This window comes from Cyclobacterium sediminis (genome assembly GCF_054781075.1).
In genome coordinates, this window is record NZ_BAAGVC010000002.1 from 419,068 (window position 1) to 445,648 (window position 26,581).

The window sequence follows — 26,581 nt, forward strand, 5'->3', positions numbered from 1 at the left end:
CTTTTAAAACATAAATTATTAGGTGCGTCTTAATAATTGATTGCGTAATTTTATTTTAGTTATAAGCTGGCAGATCTCCTTTTTACACCTCTCTCAACTTAAGCCGAATAATTAATTAAAAAATAGGAGTGCTCTAAATTTTAATTATGGTCTTCCCTTTCTCAATTCCCTAAATAAGACTAATTTTGAAAAGTAAATAGTGGCAGGTGTGGATTCAGAAAAGCAGCGAATTATTCTTTGGTCAGTTGCTATCAGTATAATATTACTGGTAGTTAAATTTTATTCCTATCTCTTGACAGGGTCCAATGCTATACTTACGGATGCTTTGGAAAGCATTGTTAATGTAGTGGCTTCTTTTTTTGCGCTTTACAGTGTGAGGTTAAGTGCCATACCTAAGGATAAAAACCATCCTTATGGGCATGGTAAAATCGAATTTTTTAGTGCCGGAATCGAAGGGACTTTGATAATTGTTGCTGGAATTTTTATTCTTTACCAATCCATTAAATCGTTCTTGTTTCCCGAACCCCTGATTGAATTGCCTTTGGGTATGGTGTTGATAGGATTTTCAGGTGTGGTAAATGGGGTCTTGGGTTATGTATTGCAGCGAAAAGGGAAGGAGTTAAACAGCCTGACTTTGGAAGCTGACGGGAAACATATTTCAACCGATGCCATCAGCAGTTTTGTTTTAATTTTGGGAATTGCCATCATTTATTTTACCGGCTGGTACCTATTAGACAGCATTATTTCATTACTCTTTGCCTTTTATATTATTTATAACGGTTATTTTTTGGTCAGGAAGTCAGTGGCAGGACTAATGGATGAGTCCAATCCAAAATCCATCAATAAAACGGTTCAAATACTAAATGAACATCGGCAAAAAAACTGGATTGATATTCACAATATGCGGGTTCAGAAATATGGAGGCGACAATCATGTTGACTTGCACCTTACACTTCCCTATTATTATGACCTTGTGCAGGTTCATGACTGTGTACATGAGGTGGAGGAAGTGTTGGAAGAAAATCTTCCGGGAAAAACCGAAGTTTTTGTTCATGCAGATCCCTGTATCCCAGACCCTTGCTGTCATTATTGTCAAGTAGAAAGTTGTCCGGTAAGGAAATTTCCTCAATCGAAGAAGATCAAATGGACTGCCGACAATATGTCTCAGAATCAAAAACATTACCACGAGTTGGGCCAATTCAAAACGAAGCCGGACAAAAAGAGTTGAATTGTTTTACAGTGAATGAATCAAAATAATAATGATTCATTAATTTTATTTGAAGTATTTGACGCTTATGAAATTTTTTAGGGATAATATTAACTAATCAATAAAATTAAAAATTTGAATTTTATTGAGATATTAAAATTTTATTTTGGTATTATTTGCTTTTATGGGTTATTTTTCATACATTAATTGTATAAAAAGAATTAAAATTTCGGGGAGATGAAAGATAAACAATTCACCATATTATTAATGGTTTCAGCCCTAATCTGGTTGTTGATAATTGGTTTTATCATCATTTAAGAGACCAATATATTTTTTCCTACATACGGACTTAGACAGGTTTTTCCGAAACAAGTTTAAAAAGGGGCCATTCGAGCCCCTTTTGTATTTGTGGCCGAAGCTGAAATAACAAACCCGTCCATCCCAACAGTATTGTTGACTTGGACGGGTTAAGTAGGAATGACTTAATTGATATCCAATTTTATACCTCCAAACCTGCTCTTTTGATGAGTGCATCAGGTTTAGGAGCTCTGCCCCTAAAACGTTTGTATAAAATTGAAGGATGTTCTTTGCCCCCCATGGATAGGATATTATCTTTAAAAGATTGTGCAGTTTCTTTGTCGAAAACACCTTTTTCCTGAAATAATTCGAAAGCGTCTGCATCCAATACTTCAGCCCATTTGTAACTGTAATACCCTGCTGCATAACCTCCCTGAAAGATATGGGAGAAAGAGGTGCTTATCATGGTATTTGGGACCGGGTCCAGCAAAGCAGTGGGCTTCATGACCTCATTTTCAAATTCAAATACATCATCAATGGCATCAGGTGCAGTGGTGTGGTAGGCCATGTCCAGTTGCCCTAAGCTGATTTGTCTAGCGGTTTGAAAACCTTGATGAAAATTGGCCGCTTTTTTTATATTATCAATATATGATTTTGGAATGGGTTCTCCTGTTTCATAATGCTTGGCAAACAAGTCAAGACAGGCTTCTTCATAGCACCAATTTTCAAAAATTTGAGAAGGAAGTTCCACAAAATCCCAGTATACATTTGTGCCGGATAAGGACCCATAAGTGCCTTGGGCCAACATTCCATGAAGAGCATGACCAAATTCGTGAAATAAAGTGGTGACCTCATTGAAGGTTAGTAGACTTGGTTTCGTTTTAGTGGGTTTGGTGAAGTTACAAACGATAGAGACGTGAGGACGGTACTCCTTGCCGTCAACTTTTCGTTGCCCCCTATATACTGTCATCCAAGCACCATTTCTTTTGCCTGCTCTTGGAAAAAAGTCAGCATAAAAAACCGCCAAATGGTTTCCGTCTGCATCGCTGACTTCGTAGGCTTTTACGTCTGAGTGGTAAACAGGAATATCTTTATTTTCTTTAAAGGTTATGCCATAAAGTTTCTCTGCTGTGGTGAAAACGCCTTCAATGGTTCGATTTAATTCAAAATAGGGTTTTAATAACTCATCATCAACAGCATATTTCTCCATCTTCAATTTTTCAGCATAATAGCTGATGTCCCATTTGAACAGCTTTTCTATTCCGTCGGTTTTTTTGGCAAAGGCTTCCAGTTCCTTTAGTTCTGCAAGTGCGCGTGGTTTTGCTTTTTCTAACAATTCATCCAAAAAACTTAAAACTTTTTCACCACCTTCAGCCATCCTTTCTTCTAGGACAAAATCAGCATAATGACCATAACCTAAAAGCTTTGCTCTTTCATCCTTAAGCTTAAGAATGTCTTTGATGATTTGTCTATTATCCAAATCGTCACCTTTTGCCGATTTGGTGTTATAGGCAATGTATATTTCTTTCCTAAGTTCCCTGTTTTTTGCATAGGTCATGAAAGGGACATAGCTAGGAAAGGCAAGTATAAAAACCCATGTTCCTTCTTTTCCTTTTTCTTGGGCCGTCTGAGCAGCGGCTTCAATCAATCCATCAGGTAAGCCTTCAAGATCTTTGGCTTCTGAAATAACCAGTTCATATTTATTGGTCTCCTTCAAAACATTTTCTCCGAAATGTAAACCAAGCTTAGACAATTTCTGGTCAATGGCTCTAAGACGCTCCTTGTCATCCCCTTTTAAAAGTGCTCCATTTCTTATAAAGGATTTGTAACTTTTTTCCAGAAGTGTGCTTTGCTCCGGGTTTAATTTTAACTGCTCTCTTTGGTCGAAAACAGCCTTAACTCTGGTGAAAAGGGTTTCATCTAAAAGGATATCATTGCTGTGCGCAGACAAAAGAGGCGAGATTTCTCTGGCCAACTGTTGAATTTCATCATTGGTTTCAGCGGCATTGATATTGAAAAAAATGGAAGCTGCTCTTGAAAGCTTTTCACCGGCATTTTCTAGGGCTACAATGGTGTTTTCAAAATCCGGCGGACTTGAGGTTTTGATCTTTTTTATTTCTTCTTTTACTTCCTCGATACCTTTTTGAATGGCCGGAAGGAAATGTTCATTTTTAATTTTATCGAATGGTGCCGTTTCAAACGGAGTATTAAATTTTGCCAATAATGGATTCATATCGAATGATTATATTTAAATTTATCCTACAAAATTAACAAAATTATGGAGACTACTAAAGGACCTAAAATTCCCCTGCCGAAAGCGTACCCACCCTTTTATAAAGGTTATATTGATTTGGTTGCTGAAAAGGATATAAAGACCTTGTCCCTGGAGCAAGAACAATTTGTTAAAAACTTATTCGGTAATTTGACTACCGAGAAAGCTTTGCTTAGTTACAAAACAAACAAGTGGTCTTTTAATGAATTGTTGGGGCATATTATCGATACCGAGAAAATAATGCATTTCAGAGCCCTGAGTATAAGCCGAGGTGAAAAAAGTGACTTTCCGGGATTTGATCAGGACAATTATGTCAAAACAGCGGCTTTTAATTCTCAGTCAATAAATGAATTATTGGATACTTTTTTGTTGCATCGCCAATTGCTTTGGAACTTTATTGAAGCCATTCCGGAGGATCAAATCCACAATATCGGGTCTGTAGACGCTAAACCTATGTCCCTAAGCGCTCTCCTATACATTATTTTTGGGCATATGGAACACCATATTTCCATTATCAAAAAATATTATCTGTCATTGTAAGGGTTGGCTATTACTTTGTGAGGTAGATCACTGATGTTTTCCTATGAAAACAATAATTTTGTTTTAGATTTAAAGCTTACAAATATGGCAAAGGGAAAGAGTTTTTCAGAAATTATCAAAGGAGACCAACCGGTATTGGTGGACTTTTACGCCACTTGGTGTGGTCCTTGTAAAATGATGCAGCCTATACTTACAGAAACGGCCGGGAAAGTAGGGGGAAAGGCAAAGATTATAAAAATTGATGTTGATAAAAACCCCATGGCAGCCAGTAGGTATCAAGTAAAAAGTGTTCCTACACTGATATTGTTCCAAAAAGGCAAGGTGGTGTGGAGAAAAGCAGGGGTAGTACAAAGCCATCAGTTGGTTGATATAATCAACAAACAAGCAGGAATACCTACTTAAACAGGAGTATTTATTTCCTTTTAAAGGACCAGGTAATTTCAAATTTGGCAACGGTTTCATTGTGGGAGTCGTGGCCATGTATTATTGTTTTGAGCGTGGCAACATCCCCTTGCTTGCTAAGACCTGCGAGGGTCTCTTTGACCCGCCGGCCATCTTCACATTTCATTAGGATAGGAGTGTTGGCTTTTTTGATGAATTGTGCATTCATGTCCACAACAAGCATAGAAAAATTGCCATTTCCTGCCAAATGCAATTTGCAAAGTAAACCGGAAGAAAGTTCTGCTGCTCCACACAAAGCCGCAAAGTATATGGATTTAAATGGGTTTTTTGTCCGCCAATTAAATGGCAAGGTAGTATGGCAGGAGTCCAATTTAATATCCTTTACGCGTATACCCCAAAAAACAATTGAAGGTAGGTTCTTTAGCATATACCCGAAAAATGAAAAAGATTGGGTGACCAAACGGGCAAAAGACTGTTGATGCTTGTTCATGGTCATTAATTTAAGGATATAAAGTGAACTAAACAGCAACAGGGTCAAATTTAATTCTTGAATTAACCATTTACTCGAGCAGGGATGATGCATGATGCCTTTTTTATAGAAGGGAAAAAAATAAAGTGATTTACACTTCAGCTCATTGTCTTGGTAAATACGGAGAAAACGTTCTCATAAACAAACAAGTCCATACACGTGGAAAAAAAGGTGCAACATTTCATAGAAAGTGCCTATTTTTGCGTTAACTATTTATCTGGCACCTTTTTTGGAGCCTACTTTTTGTTATCTTGATCTGAAATTTATTACATATGAAAAAAATATTAACACTTCTTTTTGTAGGCCTCATTGTCTATGGTTGTGCAACTGTACCATTGAGCGGTAGAAAACAGCTTAGCATTGTTAGCAATTCTGAGGTTTTGCCTCTGGCTTATGATCAGTACGGACAAGTATTAAAAGAGAGCAAGGTACTTACCAATACCAAAGAAGGACAGCAGGTAGTGAAGGTAGGCAACCGGATAGCAAATGCAGTGGATACTTATTTGAAAGACAATGGTTATTCTTCTATAACGGAGGGTTTCGAATGGGATTTTAATCTTTTGGAGAGCGATCAGGTGAATGCCTGGTGTATGCCAGGAGGAAAAGTAGCTTTCTATACAGGTATTCTTCCCATCTGCGAAGATGAAACCGGTATAGCCGTGGTGATGGGGCATGAGGTGGCACACGCCATAGCCAGTCATGCCAGAGAAAGAATGTCTCAAGGATTGGTCGCCAATGGATTAATAGGTGGGCTGCAAGTAGCCATGGGAGAAGATCCAAGTTTAACTGAAACCATATTTTTGCAAGCAGTGGGAATCGGTGGTCAAGTTGGAATGTTGAAGTTTGGTAGGGACCAAGAGTTGGAAGCAGATCAATTGGGTTTAATTTTTATGTCTATTGCCGGATATGACCCTAGAGAAGCCCCGGATTTTTGGGAAAGAATGAATGCTCAATCCGATGCGTCTTCCAGACCGCCTGAGTTTTTATCTACTCACCCCGGTCCGGAAAAACGAATAGCTAAGCTGAACAGTCAAATGGATGAAGCGTTAAAGTATTACAACAAAGAGAAATAAAATTTTGAAACCTCTCTATTCTTTTAGAGAGGTTTTTTTATGCCCTATTAGTTCAAATGAATGCTACGGTTTTCTTTACCCTCAAGGCTTATAGAAAATCCCGAGACATTTTGACAGATTTTAAATGAGTGGTCAGCCTCAGGTAAGGGATCGTATTCTGAAATTTCATCCAAGAAAGCCACATTCTTATGGCTTATTTCAAGTTTTTTCCCCGCTAAACTTGCCTTGTGCAGCTGCATTCCATGAAAGAAAAAATTGGCAGTGTGGTATTCACTCTCATAATTAGCTGCAATTTTCTCAATGCTTAGTTTGTTTGCCGTAAAATCCATTCGGATCAGAGTTTTGGAAAAAGATGATTTTTGATAAGCTGTGCTTTTTCCATCATCTTCATAAATTAATTGTTCAGAAAGGCCCATTCCTTTGTAAATGTGTATGTTTATCTGACCATCTTTAACGTCTTCAGTATGGGTTTTTACAGATTGCACGGGTAGAATAGCCCCGGCTTTAACAAATACCGGAAGGTATTCAATGGGACATTCCCAAAGCAATTCTTGATCCCCATCTAATTTTTCTCCGGTAAAAAAATGATACCATGTTCCTTCAGGCAAGTAGATTTTAGTAATTTCCTTGTAGCTTTCCACTGCCGCCACCAATAAATGTTCACAAAACAGGTATTGATTTTCATAAGCACCATGGTAGACTTTGTCGTCAAAGGAATAATCAATAGAAAGGCTTTTACTAAGAGGAATGCCTGATTGATAACTCTTGTAGAAAGCGGTATAAATTAAAGGCAATAGTTTGTATCTCAACCGGATATAATTCTTGGAAATTTGTTCCACTTCTTCACCAAAAGCCCAAGGTTCTGAGGCATTGCTATTGATCATGGTATGTGCCCGAAACAAGGGGCAGAAGGTAGCTAAGGCTATCCATCGAGCGAATAATTTTGGTTGGGTGTTGCCAACAAATCCTCCGATATCGTATCCTGCAAAGGAAATGCCACCTAAGCCCAGGCTATTTACCAGCCTTACGCCGGCCAGCATATGTTCATCACTGGCCACATTGTCTCCGGTCCAGACCGCTGCATAGCGCTGTATGCCTGCAAAGCCGGAACGGGTCAAAACAAAAGGTCTTTTACCTTGGTGATAGTTGGCTAGCCCATTATTCGTACTTCTTGCCATCTGTAAACCATATACATTTCTACTTTTTTTGTGGCTGGCGATTTGTCCTTCATAATTAAACTGAACGAGGTCCGGGATGGTTTGGCCCCATGTTGCCGGCTCATTCATGTCTGTCCAAAAACCATCTACCCCCGCCTGTAAATAAAAATTTAACTTTTCTGCCCACCAGTCTCTTGTTTCAGGCTTAGTGAAATCCGGAAAGGCACACCAGCCCGGCCACACCTGTCCCTCATAATTTTTTCCATCGGGATATTTTATAAACAACTGTTGTTCATTTCCTTCTGTATAAGGAGGGTAGTCCTCGTCTACTTTTATACCCGGATCCAATATGACCACCACTTTAAACCCTAAATTCTTAATGTGTTTGATCAGTTCAGTGGGTTTCTCAAATCGCTTTTTATCGAAAGTAAAAACCTTACATTCTTCCATATGGTGAATGTCCAGATAAATGGTGTCAGCGGGGATTTCTTTTTCTCGAAAGGTTTTGGCCAAGCGGATAACCTCTTTGTCAGGATAATAGGAGTACCGGCATTGCTGATAGCCCAAAGCCCACTTAGGAGGCATTGGGGTTTTGCCTGTCAATGTGGTGTAGGCTGAAATGATTCCCTCAACATTCTTTTCATGAATAAAATAATAGTCGAGATCCCCATCTTCAGCGGTGAAGTAGGAGAATCGATTGTTTCCGGCACCAAAATTAAAAGTGCTTTTATGGCTGTTGTCAAAGAAGATACCGTAACAATTATCATGGTGTAAGCCTATATAAAAGGGTAGGGATAAGTACAAAGGGTCGGCATTGGTTCCATAGCCAAAATGATCTGTGTTCCAGTTGGTATAGGTTTGTCCATACCGGTTCAATCCACCTGTTTTTTCTCCTAAACCGATGAATTTCTCCCATTGCTGTAATTTCTTATAGCAACTTACTGCAGTACCTTGCCAATTGATACCAAAAAGGGCAGCATCCTCACTAAGGATAGTTCCCGAGCTGTTTTTAAAGATTAGCCTAAAATTATCTTTCTCAAGTATTAATTCTATCTTTTTCGTTTTTAAAACATAGTGGTCATTTTTTTCTTCCCAAGAAAATTTTACCTCCTCAGGAGAAGCAATGACACTGTAAGGGTTGGGGCTGAATTCGCTCTTAATTGAAACTTGGACCCGGATGCTGGTTTCATTGTAAACCGTTAACTTGAAATAGCAATTTTCAGTTTTTCCGAAAACTCCTGTACTTGAAAGCTTTTCGTTGGTTATTTGACCTGGTACTAACAAATTAGATTTATTGCTGTTCATTGATCTGAATCTTTGTTTGCTTCAATAAGAACAATTTTAACCTAAGATAAAAATGAATGGCAATCGTTTATATTAACTGCTCCAAGTTCTATGGAAATCAAGCTATTAAGCATTTTAATAGAAGGGGGATAAAAAAAATGGTATTGGGTGAAACCCAATACCTTTAACCTTAAATCAAAAATCTAAATCAATTAAAAAATTCAATTTTCTTTGGCCTTCACAAGCCGTTTCACTAAATATTGTTTGGGCTCAGGAAGCGTAATGTCTTTATTGGGCACAATAGCAGATTTTGGAGGAAGTGTGATTTTAATGATTTTAAAATCCCTATAGTTTCCCATTGGTGCAACCATAGTCGGTGATCTTTCAAATGCTAAGTCTCCCTCATTGCTAGTCGTGACAGAAACCTTGTCAGGATCAATTGCATCAAGCTGCATGGATTCAAATTCTTGGAAATGGTAGGTCTTGTCCCTAGTCTGCCTTTCTATTTCAGGAAAATCTTGTGCATACAATCCAACGGTTATAAGCGAAAAACAGAAAATGAATAAAGTGGCTACTCTCATGTCTAGATGTTTAATGGTTACTAATCCTTTCATAAGGTAGATATATCCTGATAAAAATCCCAATGATTAAAAGAAAAAATTGCAAATTTTATTTATGTGATCGGTTTATTAAGGTGTTGAAGGAGTGTTGGTATGGATGAAAGGGAATGCTGTTTTTTACTTCGATTTGTTGAAGAGGCTTGAAACTTCTTGGTAAAAAATAGTGAATCTCAAGTTTTTAGCTAAAAAAAAGCCCTCAAAAAGTGGTAAACTTGATGAGGGCTTTGTAAATCTTTTGTAGATACTTACTTGGCTGACGTCCATAGGTTATTGGACTTGTCAATATCTGCCATTCGCTCTGAAGGGTCAATTTGAATGGATGCCACTTTTGAGGTGGATTGGTCAATACTTATTTCTATGGTTTCGTTTGTCCAGGGCCATCGGCTTGTCTTTACTCTTTCAGGTAAATCGCTTTCCGCTGCTTTGCCACCGCGCATAATCGCCAATGGGAAATAATAACTTTCTTTTTCACCATTTTCATAGGTGACAATAAGGTCAATTGGCATTGGCATTAGGCCTTTTCTTTCCAGCATTACGGTCAGTGCATTGTCTTTTTCAGTAACTTCAGAAATGACATAATCTATTGTTTTGGTAGAGTTCACCCAATACTCCTTGTACCAGTCCAACTCGATGCCGCTCTCTTTTTCCATGATTCGGATAAAGTCATTTACATTGGGATGTTTGAATTTCCAGGCTTCCCAATACCTTAACATGGCCTTGTTTCTGGTTTCTTCACCAATAATGTAGCCCAATTGGGCCAGAAATAGCGCTCCTTTGGAATAAGAGGCAGAGCCATAAGCCGTATTGGTATGAAAATGATCTGCATGGGTAGACAAAGGTTCTTCAAGACCTGATTTGACAAGTCTTTCATAGCCTACATAGGCTCCTTTAAGAGGGTTTTCATTGGCAGTAGGTTTGAGGTAATTAGCGGACATACTCAGGGTGCTGGCATAGGTGGTAAATCCTTCGTCCATCCAGGGATAAAGGGATTCATTAGAGGCCAATACACCCTGAAACCAACTGTGAGCCAATTCATGCATCATCACACCTACCAAGCTGCCCATGGGTCTGTGACCGGTAATTAATGTTGCCATGGGATATTCCATACCTCCATCACCACCTTGGATGACAGAATATTGCTTGTAGGGGTAGGCCCCATATCTTTCGCTCAAATAAGCCATGGTTTTAGCCGTGTACTCCTTAAGCTTTGGCCAGGTATTTTTTGTTTCCTTGTTTTTAACATAAAGGTGGTGTAGCGTAATGCCATCTTCTGTTATTAATTTCTCATGGGTATAATTTGGATCTGCAGCCCACATAAAATCATGAACCTTGGGGGCATAAAAATGCCAGGTATGGGTAGCTCCCGAAGGGTTTTTTACCTCTACACCTTCGTCTTCGTAACCATATCCTATTTCATTGTTATTTTGAAGGTAGCCCGTTCCTCCAAGGATATAGGATTTATCAATGGTGATTTTCACATCAAAATCTCCCCAAATTCCGTAAAACTCTCTTCCGATATAAGGATTCGCGTGCCAACCTTGTTCATCATAATTGGCCAGCTTAGGATACCACTGCGACATGGAATACCTAACGCCCTCCGCATTGTCTCTTCCTGCTCTACGGATTTGAAGGGGCACCTGGGCGATAAATTCGCTTTCCAAAAGTACAGTACTGTGTGGCAAAATGGGTTCCGGTAGCTGCACTTCCAGTATGGTTCCTACCTCTTCCATCTCAACTTCCTGTCCATTTATTAACAAAGATTCCACATGGATAAAACCGATTTCCTCTGGCGAGAGCTTGGATATTCTATCCCCAACCCGCCTGTCAGGATCTGAAATGGACCTTGAGCGAACATCCATCATGCTATTCGGCTGAAAAGCATTGTAATAAAGGTGAAAAAAGAGTTGATTGAGTGTGTCCGGAGAATTATTGCTATAGGCAATGGTTTGCTTTCCTGTATATTGATTGGTTTTTACATCCATTTCAATATCCATCTGATAACTTACCGACTGCTGCCACCTTTGAGATTGGGCAAAAATTTCTTGGTCGAATAAGAAATGGATACTCATGACTGCAAGAAAAAGTACCGTGATTTTTTTCATGTGTGCCTAATTTTTGGCCCTAAATTATGGTAAATTATGCAAGCTGCCAAAACCTTTGATCAACGCAGCTGTTTTAATGGTCAATAAAAAGAATTGTATACAACAGGTGAAAAAAATATTCTAAGTTTACTTTTCCTTCCTTCTAAGTTGAGCAATAAGTTAGAAAGAGGAATGTATAAATCGTGTTTTAAGACTAAAAAGCGCAAATAATGAATAGGAAAATGTCCAAATGGGCACTTGTTTTTGCAGGAACGCTGTCAATACTTTTTTTGCTTTCTTGGAAGGGTGTAAGTTTTAATTATGACTTTGAAAATTTTTTTCAACAGGATGATCCTGACTTGGATTTTTACCAAAGGTATAGGGCCACTTTTCAAAATGACAATGACTATTTGTTGCTGGCACTTGAAAATGAACAAGGAATATTCGACAGCACATTTTTAGCAGAGGCATTGGCATTTTCTCAGGAGCTGAAGCAAATGGAAGGGGTAGATGAGGTGATTTCAATACTTGACCAGAAAGAACCGGTTATCAGCCCATTTGGGATTAATTACAGGCCTTTGTTAGACTGGACTTCCGGTGAAACCCTCTCCACAAGCGCTGAAAATATCAATCAAGACAGGCAGTGGAAGGGGAATTTGTTTGATGAGAAAAGCAATACTCTTCTGTTGCTGGTTGAAAATAAGCAAATGATTGCCAAAGAGCAGGGAGATGCTTTGTATGAAAATATAGAGCAAAAGTTAAAAACCTACGAATTTGACGGCTTTAAGGCTGCAGGGAAGATCAAGGCTCAAGGGGCATTTGTAACTTTGCTTCAAGAGGAATTTTCCTTCTTCATGACTTTTGCCATGTGTGGTGTTTTGATATTACTCTGGGTAATGTACCGCTCTTGGTGGGGTGTGGTTTTACCATTTGTTATTATTATCACAGGTATTTTTTGGAGTTTGGCATTTTTGCTTTTGACGGGTGGAGAATTGGATGTGATGTCCGTCATGCAACCTCCCATTTTAATGGTGATAGGTCTAAGTGGGATGGTTCATGTGGTCAACCATTACCAAAGCGCTTTAACCTCAAAACTCCCAAAGGAGATAGCCATTTTTAATGCCTTCAAAACCCTTGGTCTACCGGTTTTTTTGACAGCCCTCACTACTGCACTAGGGTTTGTGTCCTTGTATTTCACCAATGTTCCCAGCTTAATGTGGTTTGGTGTATATACCGGTTTCGGCGTAATGTTTATGTTTTTGGCTCTTTTTTCCATATTGCCCTTTGCCTTATTTCAGCTTCCTCCTTTGCCATCCTCCAATCGGGAATTATGGGCAAAGAGATGGAATGGACTTTTAAAATACTTCTATATTAACGTAATAAACAGGCGCAAGCTTGTTTTCATTGTTTTTGTGCTGATTACCCTGGTGGCGGGGTATTTTATGTCCCGTGTAAAAACCAATGGGTATTTGTTGGATAGCCTTCCGGAAGACCATGCCCTATTGGAGGACTTCCGATTTTTTGATCAAAATTATGGAGGATCCAAACCCTTGGAAATATACCTTCAGACGGCAGACAAAGATGGAAGCTTGTTGGATTATCAAGTCCTTCAAGAAATAGAAAAGTTGGAGGAATTTGTTGTTGAGAATTACAACTCAGCCTTTATTATGTCTCCTTTGACGGCTGTAAAAGCGGTCAATAAAGCACAAAACCGAGGGAACGACAAGGCTTTTACTTTGCCTTCTGCCTTGGCATACGACAGGATGCAACCCTTGATAGAAAGAATTGGTACTACTCAAAATTTGAAAGTGTGGACGGAAGATAGAACAGAAGGCAGGCTTTCTTCTAGAACAGCAGACAATGGTAGTTTAATAGGCAAAAGGCAAAAGGAGGAATTAGAAGCCTTTGTGGCAAAGAATATTGACGAGAAGGTACTTCAAGTCAGGTTGACAGGGACTTCTTTTTTAATTGACAAGAGCCATGAACTGGTAACCTATAAGGTTTTCACCGGCCTTGGTTTTGCCTTTTTGCTTGTAGGTATTATCATTGGGTTTCTTTTTAGGTCCTGGAGAGTATCTTTCCTTGTCCTTTTGCCAAATATCGTTCCCTTGGTTTGGGTGGGTTGTGTCATGTATTGGTTTGGAATAGAATTTAAACTGTCCACCTCCATCGTTTTTGCCATTGCTTTTGGCATCGCAGTGGATGATAGTATTCATTTTATGACCAATCTAAGGATGCAAATGATGAAAGGTCAAGACTTGCCAACTGCCTTAATTAATACTTTTCTGACCACCGGAAAAGCCATTGTCCTAACTACCATTATTTTGGTTTCAGGCTTTGCGATGTTGACATTTAGTGATTTGGAAATCCCGTGGTTTACCGGAATTTTGGTAAGTCTTTCTTTGATTTTTGCTGTTTTGGCAGACTTGTTTTGGCTGCCGGTTTTATTGATACCTTTCAAGCAGGTGGTTGAGCAAAAAGTCAATCGCCGGCTTCCTTCTGGCTAGGAAAGGCAAAAAGCGCAGAAATGGGGTAATGATCTGAATAATCTACCTCCCTTAAAGTTTTAAACTGTAATACTTCCAATGCTTTATCAAAAAACATATTGTCAATACGCAAGAAAAACAAAACCTTATTATAGGTAAAACCAAAGCCCCTGCCTTTGCTTTCAAAAGCATTTTCAAAATCCTCCCTAAGTTTGAAGTAAGTATAGCTGTATGGCAAATCATTAAAATCCCCTGCTAAAATAAGCGGGTATGGGCTATCTGCCATGTGCTTTTTTAAGAGCAACATCTGAGAAGTTCTAAGCTTTATTCCCTCCTTTAATTTCTTAATTGTAGCCCGGTATTGATTTTTTATTCCATCCAGATTGTCAAGGTCTGCAGCTTTGATATTCATGGATTCCAAATGGGTATTGTAAACCCTTATGGTATCTTGGTTAATTTTAATATCGGCAAACATGGCTCCGTTATTTCTTTTATTGTCAAAGACCTTACCACTATTGATGATAGGGTATTTACTGAATATAGCAATACCATAGGATTTCTTTTTTTCATTCCCATTTGCAGAATAATAGGCATATTCATAAGTACCATTATCACTGATCATCTTTAAGGAATTTCTCGAGGGGGTGGTGTAATCTTGATAAAACTCTTGAAAACACTTGATGTCAGAGGGGTTTTCTTTTGCCCATTTTATGGAATTTGTTATCATATTTTCGTTATCCTTGCCCCAGCTATTGTTAAATAACATGGTATTGTAACTCAAAAAAGTAAAGCCTTCAGTGCTGGTATCGGGCTCGTTCCACTGAAAAGTTACCACTAGAAACTTCCATCCAATAATTAATGCCAGGATCGGGTAAATAATTAATCGAAATCTTCCGAAAAGCAATAAGACAACCAAAAAAATATTGAGCATTAGAAAAACAGGAATGAGCAAAGGCAAAAGGCCGGTATAATCCCATGTTTCAGGTGAAATATGCACGCTGAAAAATAGGGCCATAGAAATAAAAAAAATAGAAATGATAATAAAGCGCATAGTGAAGATTTAAATAATTCACAAATTGGTAATAATTTTGTGCGATACCAATAGATTTATTTTTTTCTCAGGGTATTGCTCCAATATTAGCCCTGCCTATTTTTCAGGCCATAAATTTTTTTCCAAAATTAAAAATATCCTGCCAACCAAAAAAATGAAGTTTCCACAAGTCCTAAAATAAGGTTTTAACTGGTATCAGGAATTTAATTTAAACCATAGATTAACCATGGGTGGCATGAAATTGATATTTAACCTTTAATGCATGGCTGATTAAGGAAAAAATACATAGATTAGTGTGAAATTTAATCTTTATCACTATGAATGACCTTAGAAAACTATTTTTTAGTTTATTAGTTTTTTCCATATGCTTTGGGGTTTTCTCTTGTTCAAATCCCTCTTCAAAGTCAAATGAAACGATGACGGAGGATACAACAAATGACGTCAAAGAAAGGGCCAGTCCTTTAAAAACAACTTCCGGTAATATTGGTGGAAAAGCTGTGGCTGTAGAATATGGTGCACCTTCAGTTAAAGGACGGGTTATCTGGGGAGATTTGGTGCCCTATGGTGAGGTTTGGAGAACAGGGGCGAATGAAGCAACAAATGTGACCTTCGAGAAAGGAGTTAAAGTAGAAGGAGAAGCGGTGGAGGCAGGAAGGTATTCTTTGTTTACCATTCCTAAGGAAGATGAGCCTTGGACAATCATTTTAAACTCGGATTGGGATCTGGAACATGGTCATTTTCAATACAATGAAGAGAATGATGTATTACGGGTAGATGTCAGCCCAACTTTTGGAACTGACCATCAGGAAATGCTTTCCATCGAAGTGGTAAATAAAGGAATAGAAATTAAATGGGAAAAAGCTAAAGTATTGGTAAATATTGAATGAAATATATAGGGTTCTTTTTTTCATTGCTGTTTTCACTATTATTGGCTGTAAGTTTATCAATAAACATGGCCAGCTTACCTCCTTTGGCCAAGATTTTTGATCCCTTCAAAGGGTTCTGGCAAAATGCATACAGTGAGGATTATAATCCTGATTCGGAAGTCAACCTAGCCGGACTTCAGGCGGAAGTGGAGGTAACCTACGATAAAAACCTCATCCCGCATATTTTTGCGGAAAATGAAGAAGACCTTTATAAAGTCCAAGGTTATACCACCGCCAGACATAGGTTATGGCAAATGGAATTTCAGGCTTTGGCTGCTGAAGGCAGGCTTTCTGAAATTGTCGGAGAGATAGCTTTAAAAAGAGATAGGGAAATGCGCAGAAAAGGCTTGGGCTTTGGAGCAAAAAATAAGCTGAAGTATCTTAAAAAAAATGATCCTCGAACTCTGCAGTTGATGGAGGCTTACGCCGAAGGAGTGAATGCTTATATCGACCAACTTTCTCAGGCAGAATTGCCTTTGGAATACAAACTTTTAGATTATTACCCCGAGCCTTGGACTCCCTACAAATCGCTTCTATTTTTAATGAACATGGCGGAAACCTTATCGGGAGATAGTGATTTGGCCAATACTAATTTCCGCAACTTGTTTGGTGCCGAGTGGCAGCAAAGTCTTTTCCCGGAGCATCCCCAAGGAGTGGTGCCTGTGGTAGCTAAAGAAACCTGGGACTTTGAGCCGATTAAAGTAAAAGAGCCTGAAACAACTTACATTGACTCTATTAAAATCACCCAATTGCTACCGGAAAAAGAACCCGGTTTGGGTTCAAACAATTGGGCCGTTTCAGGAGAGAAAACTGCTTCAGGTTTTCCGATTCTGGCCAATGACCCGCATTTGGCGCTTAACCTACCTTCATTATGGTTTGCTGCTCAGCTAAGCACTCCTGAATATACGGTAAAAGGAGCCACCTTACCCGGGACTTTAGGCGTTATCATTGGCTTCAATGAGAATTTAGCCTGGGGAATGACCAATGCAGACAGAGATGTAAAAGATTGGTACAAAATTACCTTTAAGGACTCCTCCAGGGAAGAATATTTATACAATGGGCAATGGATCCAAAGCAGGCGTCAGCTTGAAACTTTCACAGTAAAAGGACAAAATGATTTTGTTGATACTGTGATCTATACCCATTATGGTCCGGTCGTTTACGACAGGAATTTCAAAATGAAAGGAAAGCCGGCAAACTTTGCCTTGAAGTGGACGGCCCATGGAGACTCCAATGAACAAAAAACATTCATTAACTTAAACAAAGCCAAAGATTATTCCGATTTTGAGGAGGCCCTGACCCACTATGCTGCTCCGGCGCAGAATTTCGTATTTGCTTCCCGAAACGGAGATATCGGCATTAAGGTGCAGGGGAAGTTTCCCTTGAAATGGAGCGGGCAGGGCAAATATTTGATGGATGGAAGCAAGCCAATTTACGAATGGCAAGGCTATATTCCCGAAGCCCATAATGCCGAAGAAATAAATCCCGAAAAGAAGTTTGTTACTTCCGCCAACCAACATCCGGTTTCTGATAATTATCCTTATTTTGTTTACAACAATAATTATGAATATTTCAGAAATAGAAGAATTTCAGACCAATTATTGCAACGTACTGCTATTACAGTTGACGATATGAAGGCATTGCAATTGGATAATTATAATCTACATGCTTCGGAAATATTGCCCCTGATGCTTGATAGTCTAAATAGGCAGAACAAAGTGTTGGGAGAAAAGTGGTTGGCTCGATTGGAGGCCTGGGACTATGATGCTGCTGCTGATGAAATGGCTCCGGCATTGTTTCAATCCTGGTGGAATCAAACGGAAAAGGCTTTGTACGCCTCCTGGGATACTGAAGGTTTGCCAATTTCCTATCCCAATAAATTTAACCTCGCCAACCTTATAAAAAATGAGCCCAATGGAGTCTGGTTTGATGATGCCAAAACCAAGGCGAAAGAAGGAGCTTCTTTTTGGATCAATATAGGTTTTCTAGGGATGGTGGAAGAGATGGGGGAACTTACTGTAGGTAAAGATTCGATCAGCTGGTCCACCTATAAAAACACTCATATAAGCCATTTGATCCCCAATTTAACTCCTTTTGGAAGGTATAATATTCCCATTGGAGGAGGGAAAGGTATTGTCAATGCTTCGGCTTCAGACTGGGGTCCGGGTTGGAGAATGATTGTAGAGATGGGGTCGGAAATTAAGGCAGTTGGCGTTTACCCCGGAGGACAGTCAGGGAATCCCGGTAGTAAATACTATGATAATCTAGTAGATGCATGGGCTTCCGGAGAGTATTTAACCATAGGCTTGCGGGGTAGGAATAAAGCAGCAGGCGATTTGTTTTATACAAAATTTAGCCCAGATTGATATGAAATTTATCATACACACACTAGTTATTGCGCTTATCGCTTTTCTTTTGGGTTCAATTGTTCCTTATTACGTAATGATGATACTTATAGGGGCAGTGTCGGCTTGGTTTAGAGGAGCAGCTTTTCTTGCTTTCATAGCAGGAGCCATAGGGGTTGCGAGTGTTTGGGTCATCGCCCCATTGGTAATTTGGTCAGTTTCCGGATCGGATCTACCCGATAAGTTTTCTCAGATAATGGGTTTTTCAAATGGAACAATTTTAGTAGGAATTACCGGCGTTATGGGTTTTTTGATAGGAGGCTCTAGTGCATTGACCGGTAATTTTTTAGGGAAATTATTTAGGGAAAGAAATGCCGGATACTGAGGCAATTAACGGAAGTACATAAGGCCTGTAATTTATTTGGTGGTTTTTATTTCCTTTCAATTTGATTATATTAGAAAGGAAATAATACCCAAAATGACATTTTTCCCCGGGATATTCACTAAAAGGATTGATTCTTGTTAAGAGAAGAAGGGTTAGTCAGGAGCTTTAGGTAAACCAAATAGACTAATGATTCAATCGAGGCAATTGACTTTCTATTTTATAGATTCAGGTTAAAAGTAGTATACACTTTTGTAAAAATTTTTAAAATATAAACCAACACAATAAAATGTCAAAAACAATTATCGTTTCAAATAGGCTACCGATTAGTTTGCAGCATAAAAACGGGAAATTTGAATTTAAGCCAAGTGCCGGTGGTTTGGCTACAGGCTTGGGTTCAATTTATAAAGAAGGGGAGAATATCTGGATAGGCTGGCCGGGAAATGACGTGGAAGATGAGGGGCAGCGGCAAGAGGTGATTGATGAGCTTATAAAATTGAAAATGGCTCCAGTATTTCTCACTAAAAAAGATGTGGAGTTGTATTATGAGGGATTTAGTAACGAAACCATATGGCCTGCCTTTCACTATTTCACCCAACATATTAATTATGAGGATGAATATTGGGAAGCATATTGGAATGTAAACAAGAAATTTTGCGATGCCATTTTAGCCAAAGCAAGTGATGATGATACCATTTGGGTACATGATTACCAGCTCTTGTTACTCCCTATGATGTTGAGGAAAAAGTTGCCCAATGCAACCATTGCCTTTTTTCAGCACATTCCATTTCCTTCTTACGAGATCATGCGAATGCTCCCCTGGAGGAAACAAATGCTTGAGGGAATGGTTGGGGCAGACCTGATAGGCTTTCATACCTATGATGACATGCGACACTTTTTAAGTGCCGTGGGAAGAATCTTGGGGCTTTCCAATGAAAGTGGGTTTATTCAAGCAGATAATAGGTTGATAAACGTGGATGCTTTTCCGATGGGGATCGATTACGAGAAATTTGAAAAAGCAGCCATCAGTCCAAAAACCCAAAATTTCGTAAAGAAATTTAAGCAAACCTTGGGAGACCAAAAATTGCTGATAACGATAGATAGGTTGGATTATTCCAAAGGAATACCTAACCGAATAAAAGTTTTTGAAAAGCTTTTGGATGAAAATCCCCAATACAGAGGGAAAGTATCCATGATAATGGTGGTGGTCCCTTCCAGAGACCAGGTACAATCTTATCAAACTTTAAAAGAAGAAATCGACACCTTAGTTGGGCACATCAACAGTAAATTTTCAACCTTAAACTGGGTGCCCATTCATTATTTCTACCGCAGTTTCCCTTTCAATGAGTTAAGTGCTTTTTACAGTATGTCCGACATCGCTTTGGTGACGCCTCTAAGGGATGGAATGAACTTGGTGTGTAAGGAATTCGTAGCCAGCAAAACCGATAAAAAGGGAGTGCTTATTCTCTCTGAAATGGCCGGAGCCAGTAAAGAATTGGTGGATGCTATTTTGGTCAATCCAAATGATCAGGAAGGGGTAACTAGTGCCATTGTAGAGGCACTATCCATGGATGAGGAAGAGCAGGAAGTGAGGATAAATTCCATGCAGGCAAGTTTGAAAAAATACGATATTTTTCAGTGGGTCAAGGTGTTTATGGACAGGTTACAGTTTGTGAAAGAGAAGCAAGCTGATTTGGAATCAAAAGCCCTTGATAAGAAAATTATTGCCCAAATGAAGAAGGCATTTGATGCCGCTAAAAAACCATTACTATTTTTGGATTATGATGGTACATTGGTTGGGTTCAAGGGAAGGCCACAAGATGCTTACCCAGACGAGGAGTTGAAAGTATTGGTTGCTAAACTGGCGAAAAAATGTCAGACAGTGATCATTAGTGGTAGGGACAAGGAAACGCTTGGGACCTGGTTTGAAGGGCAAAAAGTTGACATGATTGCCGAACATGGTGTTTGGCTAAAAAGAAAAGACCAAAAAGAAGATTGGATTTTATATGCTGAGGTGGATGACAGTTGGAAAGAGGACATCAGAAAGGTGATGGAGTATTATGTACTGCGTACCCCTGGAGCTTTAATTGAGGAAAAACACCATTCCCTTGTTTGGCATTTTAGGAAAGTGGAGAGTGGACTAGGTGATCTACGGATGAGAGAATTGTTTAGTCACCTGAAATACATGGCCAGAGGACATAATTTACAAGTCCTGGAAGGCAATAAGGTCCTTGAAATCAAAAGGCCGGATATTAATAAGGGGCGTGCAGCAACAGCCATGATGAAAGGAGAGGATTATGATTTTATCATGGCCCTGGGAGATGATTGGACAGATGAAGATACCTTTAAGGCCATGCCAAAGAATGCTTATACCATAAGGGTGGGCTATACCTACACGCAGGCCAATTACAATATAAAAAATCCGCAAGCAGTGCGTGAATTGCTGAAAAGTTTATTGGAGTAAAACGGATTTAAAATTTTACGCTGAAAAAGATGAGAACCGTAGTATTTTAATAATGCTACGGTTCTTTTTATATTCTATCCATTGAATTGTGCCGGCTATTATTGGAAGTTTGCTATTATAGTGCGATGACATTTCATTGGGTGATCGAATCTCTGGAATGACAAAACTATCAACCTATTTCCCTTATTCTATTAGGGAAGGTATTTCACTTTTAGGAATTAGGTTTAGTGTTCTTTGAAAATTCTCCTTGTAAGTAGAAGGGTTCAAAGTATAGTAGAAGGCGCCCTTTTTTGAAGCGGTCATGTCTTTTTCTTCAATTTTTTGAATGATTTTACTGGAGAGCAATTTTCGGGTAAAGTTTCGTTTGTCAATTTTAGTGGCAAACAATTTTTCGTACAATGTTTGAAGTTTGGGCAATGTAAATTTCTCCGGCAATAATTCAAATAGGATGGGGTGAAAGGCAGCTTTGCTTCTTAACCTATTAAAGGCCATTTCGACCATCTCTTGGTGGTCAAATATTAATTTCGGAATTTGGTCCATTCGAAACCAGCGGGCTTGGAAATCATCGTGTGGCTGGTGTTGGTATTTTTTAATATCAATTAGGGCCATATAGACTACACCTACAACTCTTTCTATGGGGTCTCTATTGGGTTTGCTGAAGGTGTGCATTTGTTCCATAAAGACATTTTCTAAGCCTGTGAGTTCATATAGAATTCGATTGGCTGATTCATCAAGGGATTCATCTGCTTTTAGAAATCCGCCCATGAGGCTCCATTTTTCTTTTTCGGGAGAAAATCCCCTATGCACCATTAATAAATTGTAATCTGTACCATCAAACCCGAAGATTATACAATCCACAGCCACTAAAACCCTGGTTTGACTCGAATATTTAAACATTGCTAATTTTATTTTTGTTAATAAATAACCCAATTAATGGGAATGTCAATAATATAAACTTCACTAAATGAGTAACGTACCCGTGAAGTTCTTAGTTCTAATTACTTAATTATTTATGGTTTTATTGCTTTATTGCGATTCGGTAAATTTCGCTATTTTTTTTAAATGTACTCTTGTTTTTAACCAAAAAATTCAATGAATACATTAATTTAGAATATTTTGGTTTAAAAAAATGTCGTAAAATACTAGGTGATTATTTTTTTTATATTTAACGGATTATTTTACTGCATTGTTGTTGAAAATTATAAATTCTAGGGATAAGGTTTTTTGACATTTATTTTGGTTAATTAATTAACTTGGCGGTCAATACCTCAGCATGCCCATAGGGTAGCTTACCTTTTTTAAATAAAATCCAAATATTGTTACATTACTACATACTCGTTTTTACAATTGATAGAGGTTGAAATTTGGGTAATAATTAAATTAATTCCTCCGATGTTTTTAATCTCAGCTTGATAGAAATCAAATTAACGGTGGAATTGGTGAGATTTTAATGAGAAAAGGCAGGTTTCGTTAAATATTTGCACAAATACATTCATATAATTTTTACCGCTTGGCTGTTAATCACAATCGAAAAATATTTAAAATGTTCAATTTAGATCGGTGGCTTATTGGATCAAAATTCTTCACTAATTAGAAGGATAAAGTTTTTTTCTTTTTGTAATCGACTAAGAGAGGATTAACTAATTAATTAAGTTTTTTTGTCTTTAGAAATAACTGATGAATTTGTGAAATAAATATAAATTATTTACTCTATGATATAATAAAAAAGGGATGTCTTGGACATAAAGCCTGATTAGTTGATGGTCGTAAATTCACCGTTAAAACTTTTTTTTGACCACTAAAATTAACTAGTAGGGATTAATTAAAATTTAACATCTTTTTAAGGGTTAAAACTAAAACGTTAATGTTAAATTGTTTCTTGAATATTTACATTTTTTTTCGATTAATTTTTTTCTTTATAAAAATATAACTAAACTTCGACAATGTAAAATTTCGGAGAAACCTAAAATAACCATTCTTTCCCAAGTAAATATGGTTTCATTCAGTTAGATTTTACTTAAACTTAGAAAATATAAAGTATTAGGTCTATTTGCAGATCAATATTTTGATTTATAAAAGTAATTTTGAGAACTATACTTAACGATGCCTATGAAAGAATAATTCAGAAAGAGTTACAACAAAAATTCGGGAGAAGGTCCTGAAAAGAATTAAAACAATTAACAAATAATCCACTATGAAAAAAAGTTTACATTTTTACCGGGTCATGCAACCGATGTCATGGCTACCGGCAATCCTTTTTTGTTTGTTTTCCGTGGGATTAAAAGCCCAGACGGAAGGTTTAGACAAAAATTTGGAAAACATAAAAAAGGTACCAACGGAATTGGCCAGTGCTAAGAATACGAGTGCTGAGGCTGATATTACCGTATCGGGTACCGTTACAGATGAAAATGGCATGCCAATACCGGGAGCAACAGTTTCAGTTCCCGGAACCACTATTGGTACTGCAACAGACTTGGATGGTAAGTTTTCAATAACTGTTGACGAAAATGCTAGCATTGTATTTTCATTTATTGGTTTTGAAAGCCAAACCGTAAATGTTGGCAACCGTAGCACAATCAATATTACCTTGGTAGAAGATACCCAGTCTCTTGATGAGGTGGTAGTAGTAGGTTATGGTACCCAAGAGAAAGTTAACCTTACAGGTGCTGTTGGTGTAGCCACCAGTGAAAGGCTTCAAAACAGACCTATTGCCAATGTGGGCGAAGGATTGCAAGGTGTAATACCAAACCTTAACATTGCTCCAAGAAATGGTGACCCTGCACAAAGCCCTAGTTTTAATATCAGGGGATATCAATCCATTAATGGAGGTTCTCCACTTATATTGGTAGATAACGTACCAATGGATCTGAATAGGATCAACCCAAATGATATTGAAAGTATCTCAGTACTGAAAGATGCTTCAGCTGCTGCCGTATATGGAGCAAGGGCTGCATTTGGTGTGGTATTGGTAACTACCAAAAGTGGTAAGGCAGGAAAAGTAAGGGTTTCTCTTAATAGTCAAATGTCATTGGCTAAACCTATTTTCAATATGGATCCGGTGACTGATCCTTATGAGTTCGTTCAAGCAAGAAACCTTGCCAATATTCGTACCAACGGAGTACCTAGCTATGATCAAGACATGGTAGATGGTACCAAAAGATGGTCTGAGAACCCAATTCCTGAGAATGAATGGGGCGTTGCAAATGGTAGTCTAAGATTTTATGGGTTTAATAATTACCAAGAAAATATCATGACCACCTTTGCACCTACACAGCAGCATGATCTTTCTATTTCAGGTGGATCGGAAAATGCCAATTACTTTGTTTCTTTAGGTTACCTAAACAAAGATGGTTACTTGGATTCAGACAGAAATGAGAATTTTAAGCGTTATAATATCTTGATGAAGGCAGAGTTTAAGGTTACAGATTGGTTGACCTTGGATGAAAAGATTGTAGTTAATTCTCAACAAAGTGATAAGCCATATTTCTATAACTGGGATGTAAATATCAACTCCCTGGCCAGGGTAAACCCAATTATGCCTATTCAATTTCCTGACCTTCCTTACTATTTGGAACCGGGAGATAGGGATGAATATTCGCAGTATATCGATATGTATTTTGGAGGTACCAACTTTTGGCCATACTTGGAAAATGGTGGACGATCCACTTGGACCAACAATGACATCTGGTTGACCCAAGGTGTAACCCTTACACCGGCAAAAGGATTGACCGTTAAGTCAAATTTCTCCTATAATTTCTTCCATAGAACAGCCCAACATGTGGCAAGTAAGATTGAAATTGTAGATACTAACTTACTGGCGGCAGACATGGTGAGCAATGGTTTTAGTGGTAATGATTTTATCAATGAGCAAAGCAATTACAATCAATACTATGTATTCAATGCTTACGCAGATTATAAATTTCAGCTACCTGAAATTCATAACCTGACCACTATGGTAGGTTTTAACCAGGAGTGGGGGCAAAATAAATACATCAGGGCACAAGCCAATACACTATTGACTCCGTTGATTACAGACCTGAATGCAACTACAGGTATGCAACAGACTTTCGGAAGCAGCAGTCATGTGTCTTTAAGAGGTGCCTTTTATAGGGTCAATTATATCTTTGATGAGCGATTCCTTCTGGAAGCCAATGGCCGTTATGATGGAACTTCAAGGTTCCCTTCAGAAGACCGTTTTGGATTTTTCCCTTCATTTTCTGCAGGTTATAGAATTTCCAATGAAAGCTGGATGGCTAGCACCAAAAACTGGATGGAAGAACTTAAGTTAAGGGCTTCTTATGGTACCTTGGGTAATCAGTTGCTAGGTAACAATTATTATCCGTATATACCTACAATGGGTATCGGTCAGTCAGGTTTTATGTTGACAGCAGGTCAGCGTACTCCATTTGTTTCTGCTGCAGGTTTGGTTAGTCCAACCCTTACTTGGGAAACTGTAGTATCCAAAAACATTGGATTGGATGTAACTTTATTTGGTGGTAAAATTGACGCTTCTTTGGATGTATACTCAAGGGAAACCAAAGACATGTTAATGCGTAGAGATTATCCATCTATCTTGGGAACCAGTGCTCCTCAATCCAATGCAGCTGACTTAAGAACTACCGGTTGGGAATTGGCCCTAACCTGGAAAGATCAGGTTAACAACGACCTAAATTATGACATCACATTGGCTTTGTCTGACTGGTCGGCCGAAATCACCAAATTCGAAAACCCGGAAGGTGTTATCAACCAATATTATGTTGGACAAAAATTAGGTGAGATTTGGGGTTATGAGACGGTTGGAATTTTCCAAACCCAAGAAGCAGTAGACAACGCCCCTGATCAGTCAAGGCTAGGTGCCAACTGGAGACCGGGAGACATTCAGTATGCTGATTTGAACGGTGATGGTGTTATTTCCCCGGGCAATGGTACATTAAGTGATCCGGGAGATAGAAAGATTATTGGAAATACCACGCCAAGACTTAGTTTTGGTTTGAACAATAATTTCCAGTGGAGAAACTTTACCCTTAATCTCTTCTTCCAGGGAATCTGGAAAAGAGACCACTGGCCTACCTCTGGAAACTGGACTTGGTTTTTCCCATTCAATGCTGGACACGTAGAGAAATACTTTATTACAGATTCTTGGTCTGAGGACAACAGGGACGCCTATTTCCCACACCCTCATATTTCTACCAATGATAAGAAGAATATTCAGACACAAAGCAGGTTCTTGCAAAATGCAGGCTACATCCGTCTGAAAAATATGAACCTAGGATACAACCTTCCTCAAAATTGGATGGAGACCGTTGGTTTCCAAAATGCCAATATTTATTTCGCAGGTATGAATCTTTGGGAATATTCTCCTATTCGTAAGCCTTTGGATCCGGAATCCATTTACTCCGGAGCTATCGAATACCCAATGCAAAGGGTGTATACTTTGGGTGCAAGAATTACCTTCTAAATATAAA

At 38.5% G+C, this 26,581-nt stretch carries 17 protein-coding genes; 10 read left to right on the forward strand and 7 right to left on the reverse strand.

Annotation, left to right across the window (positions count from 1 at the left end; all coding sequences use genetic code 11):
* The first annotated feature begins 208 nt into the window (after nt 1-208).
* Entirely contained in the window at nt 209-1,228 is a 1,020-nt protein-coding gene (locus ACYVHJ_RS02225; protein WP_460512170.1) for a cation diffusion facilitator family transporter, read from the forward strand.
* A 478-nt stretch (nt 1,229-1,706) separates the two neighbouring features.
* Here the strand turns inward: ACYVHJ_RS02225 and ACYVHJ_RS02230 are convergent, their stop codons facing one another.
* Nucleotides 1,707-3,737 carry a M3 family metallopeptidase gene (locus ACYVHJ_RS02230; RefSeq protein ID WP_460512172.1) on the reverse strand — a complete coding sequence of 677 codons (2,031 nt, stop codon included), beginning with the start codon at nt 3,735-3,737 and terminating at the stop codon, nt 1,707-1,709.
* Nucleotides 3,738-3,782: 45 nt separating this feature from the next.
* Between ACYVHJ_RS02230 and ACYVHJ_RS02235 the strand changes: the two genes are divergently transcribed.
* Both ACYVHJ_RS02235 and trxA read left to right on the forward strand, forming a co-directional pair.
* Nucleotides 3,783-4,316 (forward strand): DinB family protein, encoded by a 534-nt coding sequence (locus ACYVHJ_RS02235; protein WP_460512174.1) that lies wholly within the window; start codon nt 3,783-3,785, stop codon nt 4,314-4,316.
* A gap of 33 nt (nt 4,317-4,349) precedes the next feature.
* The gene (trxA, locus tag ACYVHJ_RS02240; RefSeq protein WP_339902681.1) at nt 4,350-4,718 is read left to right on the forward strand and encodes a thioredoxin; all 369 of its coding nucleotides are present in this window, start codon (nt 4,350-4,352) and stop codon (nt 4,716-4,718) included.
* Nucleotides 4,719-4,728: 10 nt separating this feature from the next.
* Here the strand turns inward: trxA and ACYVHJ_RS02245 are convergent, their stop codons facing one another.
* Nucleotides 4,729-5,208: a PaaI family thioesterase gene (locus ACYVHJ_RS02245; protein ID WP_339902680.1), complete on the reverse strand. Its 480-nt coding sequence runs from the start codon at nt 5,206-5,208 to the stop codon at nt 4,729-4,731.
* Between the two features lie 311 nt (nt 5,209-5,519).
* On the opposite strand from ACYVHJ_RS02245, the gene ACYVHJ_RS02250 reads away from it, so the two are divergent.
* Entirely contained in the window at nt 5,520-6,320 is an 801-nt protein-coding gene (locus ACYVHJ_RS02250) for a M48 family metallopeptidase (RefSeq protein ID WP_460512177.1), read from the forward strand.
* 47 nt (nt 6,321-6,367) lie between these two features.
* On the opposite strand, the gene ACYVHJ_RS02255 is transcribed toward ACYVHJ_RS02250, so the two are convergent.
* The 3 genes from ACYVHJ_RS02255 to ACYVHJ_RS02265 all read right to left on the reverse strand — a co-directional run bounded on the left by ACYVHJ_RS02255 (nt 6,368) and on the right by ACYVHJ_RS02265 (nt 11,483).
* Complete coding sequence (locus tag ACYVHJ_RS02255) at nt 6,368-8,782, reverse strand: glycoside hydrolase family 31 protein (RefSeq protein ID WP_460512179.1); 2,415 nt, start codon at nt 8,780-8,782, stop codon at nt 6,368-6,370.
* Nucleotides 8,783-8,982: 200 nt separating this feature from the next.
* A complete protein-coding gene (locus tag ACYVHJ_RS02260) occupies nt 8,983-9,375 on the reverse strand; it encodes a hypothetical protein (protein ID WP_460512181.1) in 393 nt (130 codons plus the stop codon).
* 251 nt (nt 9,376-9,626) lie between these two features.
* The gene (locus ACYVHJ_RS02265) at nt 9,627-11,483 is read right to left on the reverse strand and encodes a M1 family metallopeptidase (RefSeq protein ID WP_460512183.1); all 1,857 of its coding nucleotides are present in this window, start codon (nt 11,481-11,483) and stop codon (nt 9,627-9,629) included.
* Between the two features lie 209 nt (nt 11,484-11,692).
* Here ACYVHJ_RS02265 and ACYVHJ_RS02270 point away from each other — a divergent pair, with 209 nt between their 5' ends.
* Nucleotides 11,693-13,969: an efflux RND transporter permease subunit gene (locus ACYVHJ_RS02270; RefSeq protein WP_460512185.1), complete on the forward strand. Its 2,277-nt coding sequence runs from the start codon at nt 11,693-11,695 to the stop codon at nt 13,967-13,969.
* On the opposite strand, the gene ACYVHJ_RS02275 is transcribed toward ACYVHJ_RS02270, so the two are convergent.
* Nucleotides 13,944-14,999, reverse strand: a complete 1,056-nt coding sequence (locus ACYVHJ_RS02275) for an endonuclease/exonuclease/phosphatase family protein (RefSeq protein WP_460512187.1) — start codon at nt 14,997-14,999, stop codon at nt 13,944-13,946. The genes ACYVHJ_RS02270 and ACYVHJ_RS02275 overlap by 26 nt on opposite strands.
* A gap of 416 nt (nt 15,000-15,415) precedes the next feature.
* On the opposite strand from ACYVHJ_RS02275, the gene ACYVHJ_RS02280 reads away from it, so the two are divergent.
* From ACYVHJ_RS02280 to ACYVHJ_RS02295, 4 genes are all read left to right on the forward strand, one after another.
* The gene (locus tag ACYVHJ_RS02280; protein WP_339905421.1) at nt 15,416-15,886 is read left to right on the forward strand and encodes a DUF2911 domain-containing protein; all 471 of its coding nucleotides are present in this window, start codon (nt 15,416-15,418) and stop codon (nt 15,884-15,886) included.
* The gene (locus ACYVHJ_RS02285; protein WP_460512189.1) at nt 15,883-18,291 is read left to right on the forward strand and encodes a penicillin acylase family protein; all 2,409 of its coding nucleotides are present in this window, start codon (nt 15,883-15,885) and stop codon (nt 18,289-18,291) included. The genes ACYVHJ_RS02280 and ACYVHJ_RS02285 overlap by 4 nt, the downstream gene beginning before the upstream one ends.
* 1 nt (nt 18,292) lies before the next feature.
* On the forward strand, nt 18,293-18,655 hold the full coding sequence (locus ACYVHJ_RS02290) for a hypothetical protein (RefSeq protein ID WP_339905966.1): 363 nt from the start codon (nt 18,293-18,295) through the stop codon (nt 18,653-18,655).
* Between the two features lie 286 nt (nt 18,656-18,941).
* Nucleotides 18,942-21,116: a bifunctional alpha,alpha-trehalose-phosphate synthase (UDP-forming)/trehalose-phosphatase gene (locus ACYVHJ_RS02295; protein ID WP_460512191.1), complete on the forward strand. Its 2,175-nt coding sequence runs from the start codon at nt 18,942-18,944 to the stop codon at nt 21,114-21,116.
* A 183-nt stretch (nt 21,117-21,299) separates the two neighbouring features.
* On the opposite strand, the gene ACYVHJ_RS02300 is transcribed toward ACYVHJ_RS02295, so the two are convergent.
* Nucleotides 21,300-22,013, reverse strand: a complete 714-nt coding sequence (locus tag ACYVHJ_RS02300) for an NUDIX hydrolase (RefSeq protein ID WP_339904911.1) — start codon at nt 22,011-22,013, stop codon at nt 21,300-21,302.
* A gap of 1,297 nt (nt 22,014-23,310) precedes the next feature.
* Between ACYVHJ_RS02300 and ACYVHJ_RS02305 the strand changes: the two genes are divergently transcribed.
* Nucleotides 23,311-26,574 carry a SusC/RagA family TonB-linked outer membrane protein gene (locus tag ACYVHJ_RS02305; protein WP_460512194.1) on the forward strand — a complete coding sequence of 1,088 codons (3,264 nt, stop codon included), beginning with the start codon at nt 23,311-23,313 and terminating at the stop codon, nt 26,572-26,574.
* Nucleotides 26,575-26,581: the final 7 nt, after the last annotated feature.

Excerpts from the sequence above, each read along its gene's own strand:
- ACYVHJ_RS02230 (WP_460512172.1), bottom strand. The coding sequence starts at position 3,737 with ATGAATCCATTATTGGCAAAATTTAATACTCCGTTTGAAACGGCACCA.
- ACYVHJ_RS02235 (WP_460512174.1), top strand. The coding sequence starts at position 3,783 with ATGGAGACTACTAAAGGACCTAAAATTCCCCTGCCGAAAGCGTACCCA.
- trxA (WP_339902681.1), top strand. The coding sequence starts at position 4,350 with ATGTTTTCCTATGAAAACAATAATTTTGTTTTAGATTTAAAGCTTACA.
- ACYVHJ_RS02245 (WP_339902680.1), bottom strand. The coding sequence starts at position 5,208 with ATGAACAAGCATCAACAGTCTTTTGCCCGTTTGGTCACCCAATCTTTT.
- ACYVHJ_RS02250 (WP_460512177.1), top strand. The coding sequence starts at position 5,520 with ATGAAAAAAATATTAACACTTCTTTTTGTAGGCCTCATTGTCTATGGT.
- ACYVHJ_RS02255 (WP_460512179.1), bottom strand. The coding sequence starts at position 8,782 with ATGAACAGCAATAAATCTAATTTGTTAGTACCAGGTCAAATAACCAAC.
- ACYVHJ_RS02260 (WP_460512181.1), bottom strand. The coding sequence starts at position 9,375 with ATGAAAGGATTAGTAACCATTAAACATCTAGACATGAGAGTAGCCACT.
- ACYVHJ_RS02265 (WP_460512183.1), bottom strand. The coding sequence starts at position 11,483 with ATGAAAAAAATCACGGTACTTTTTCTTGCAGTCATGAGTATCCATTTC.
- ACYVHJ_RS02270 (WP_460512185.1), top strand. The coding sequence starts at position 11,693 with ATGAATAGGAAAATGTCCAAATGGGCACTTGTTTTTGCAGGAACGCTG.
- ACYVHJ_RS02275 (WP_460512187.1), bottom strand. The coding sequence starts at position 14,999 with ATGCGCTTTATTATCATTTCTATTTTTTTTATTTCTATGGCCCTATTT.
- ACYVHJ_RS02280 (WP_339905421.1), top strand. The coding sequence starts at position 15,416 with ATGACGGAGGATACAACAAATGACGTCAAAGAAAGGGCCAGTCCTTTA.
- ACYVHJ_RS02285 (WP_460512189.1), top strand. The coding sequence starts at position 15,883 with ATGAAATATATAGGGTTCTTTTTTTCATTGCTGTTTTCACTATTATTG.
- ACYVHJ_RS02290 (WP_339905966.1), top strand. The coding sequence starts at position 18,293 with ATGAAATTTATCATACACACACTAGTTATTGCGCTTATCGCTTTTCTT.
- ACYVHJ_RS02295 (WP_460512191.1), top strand. The coding sequence starts at position 18,942 with ATGTCAAAAACAATTATCGTTTCAAATAGGCTACCGATTAGTTTGCAG.
- ACYVHJ_RS02300 (WP_339904911.1), bottom strand. The coding sequence starts at position 22,013 with ATGTTTAAATATTCGAGTCAAACCAGGGTTTTAGTGGCTGTGGATTGT.
- ACYVHJ_RS02305 (WP_460512194.1), top strand. The coding sequence starts at position 23,311 with ATGAAAAAAAGTTTACATTTTTACCGGGTCATGCAACCGATGTCATGG.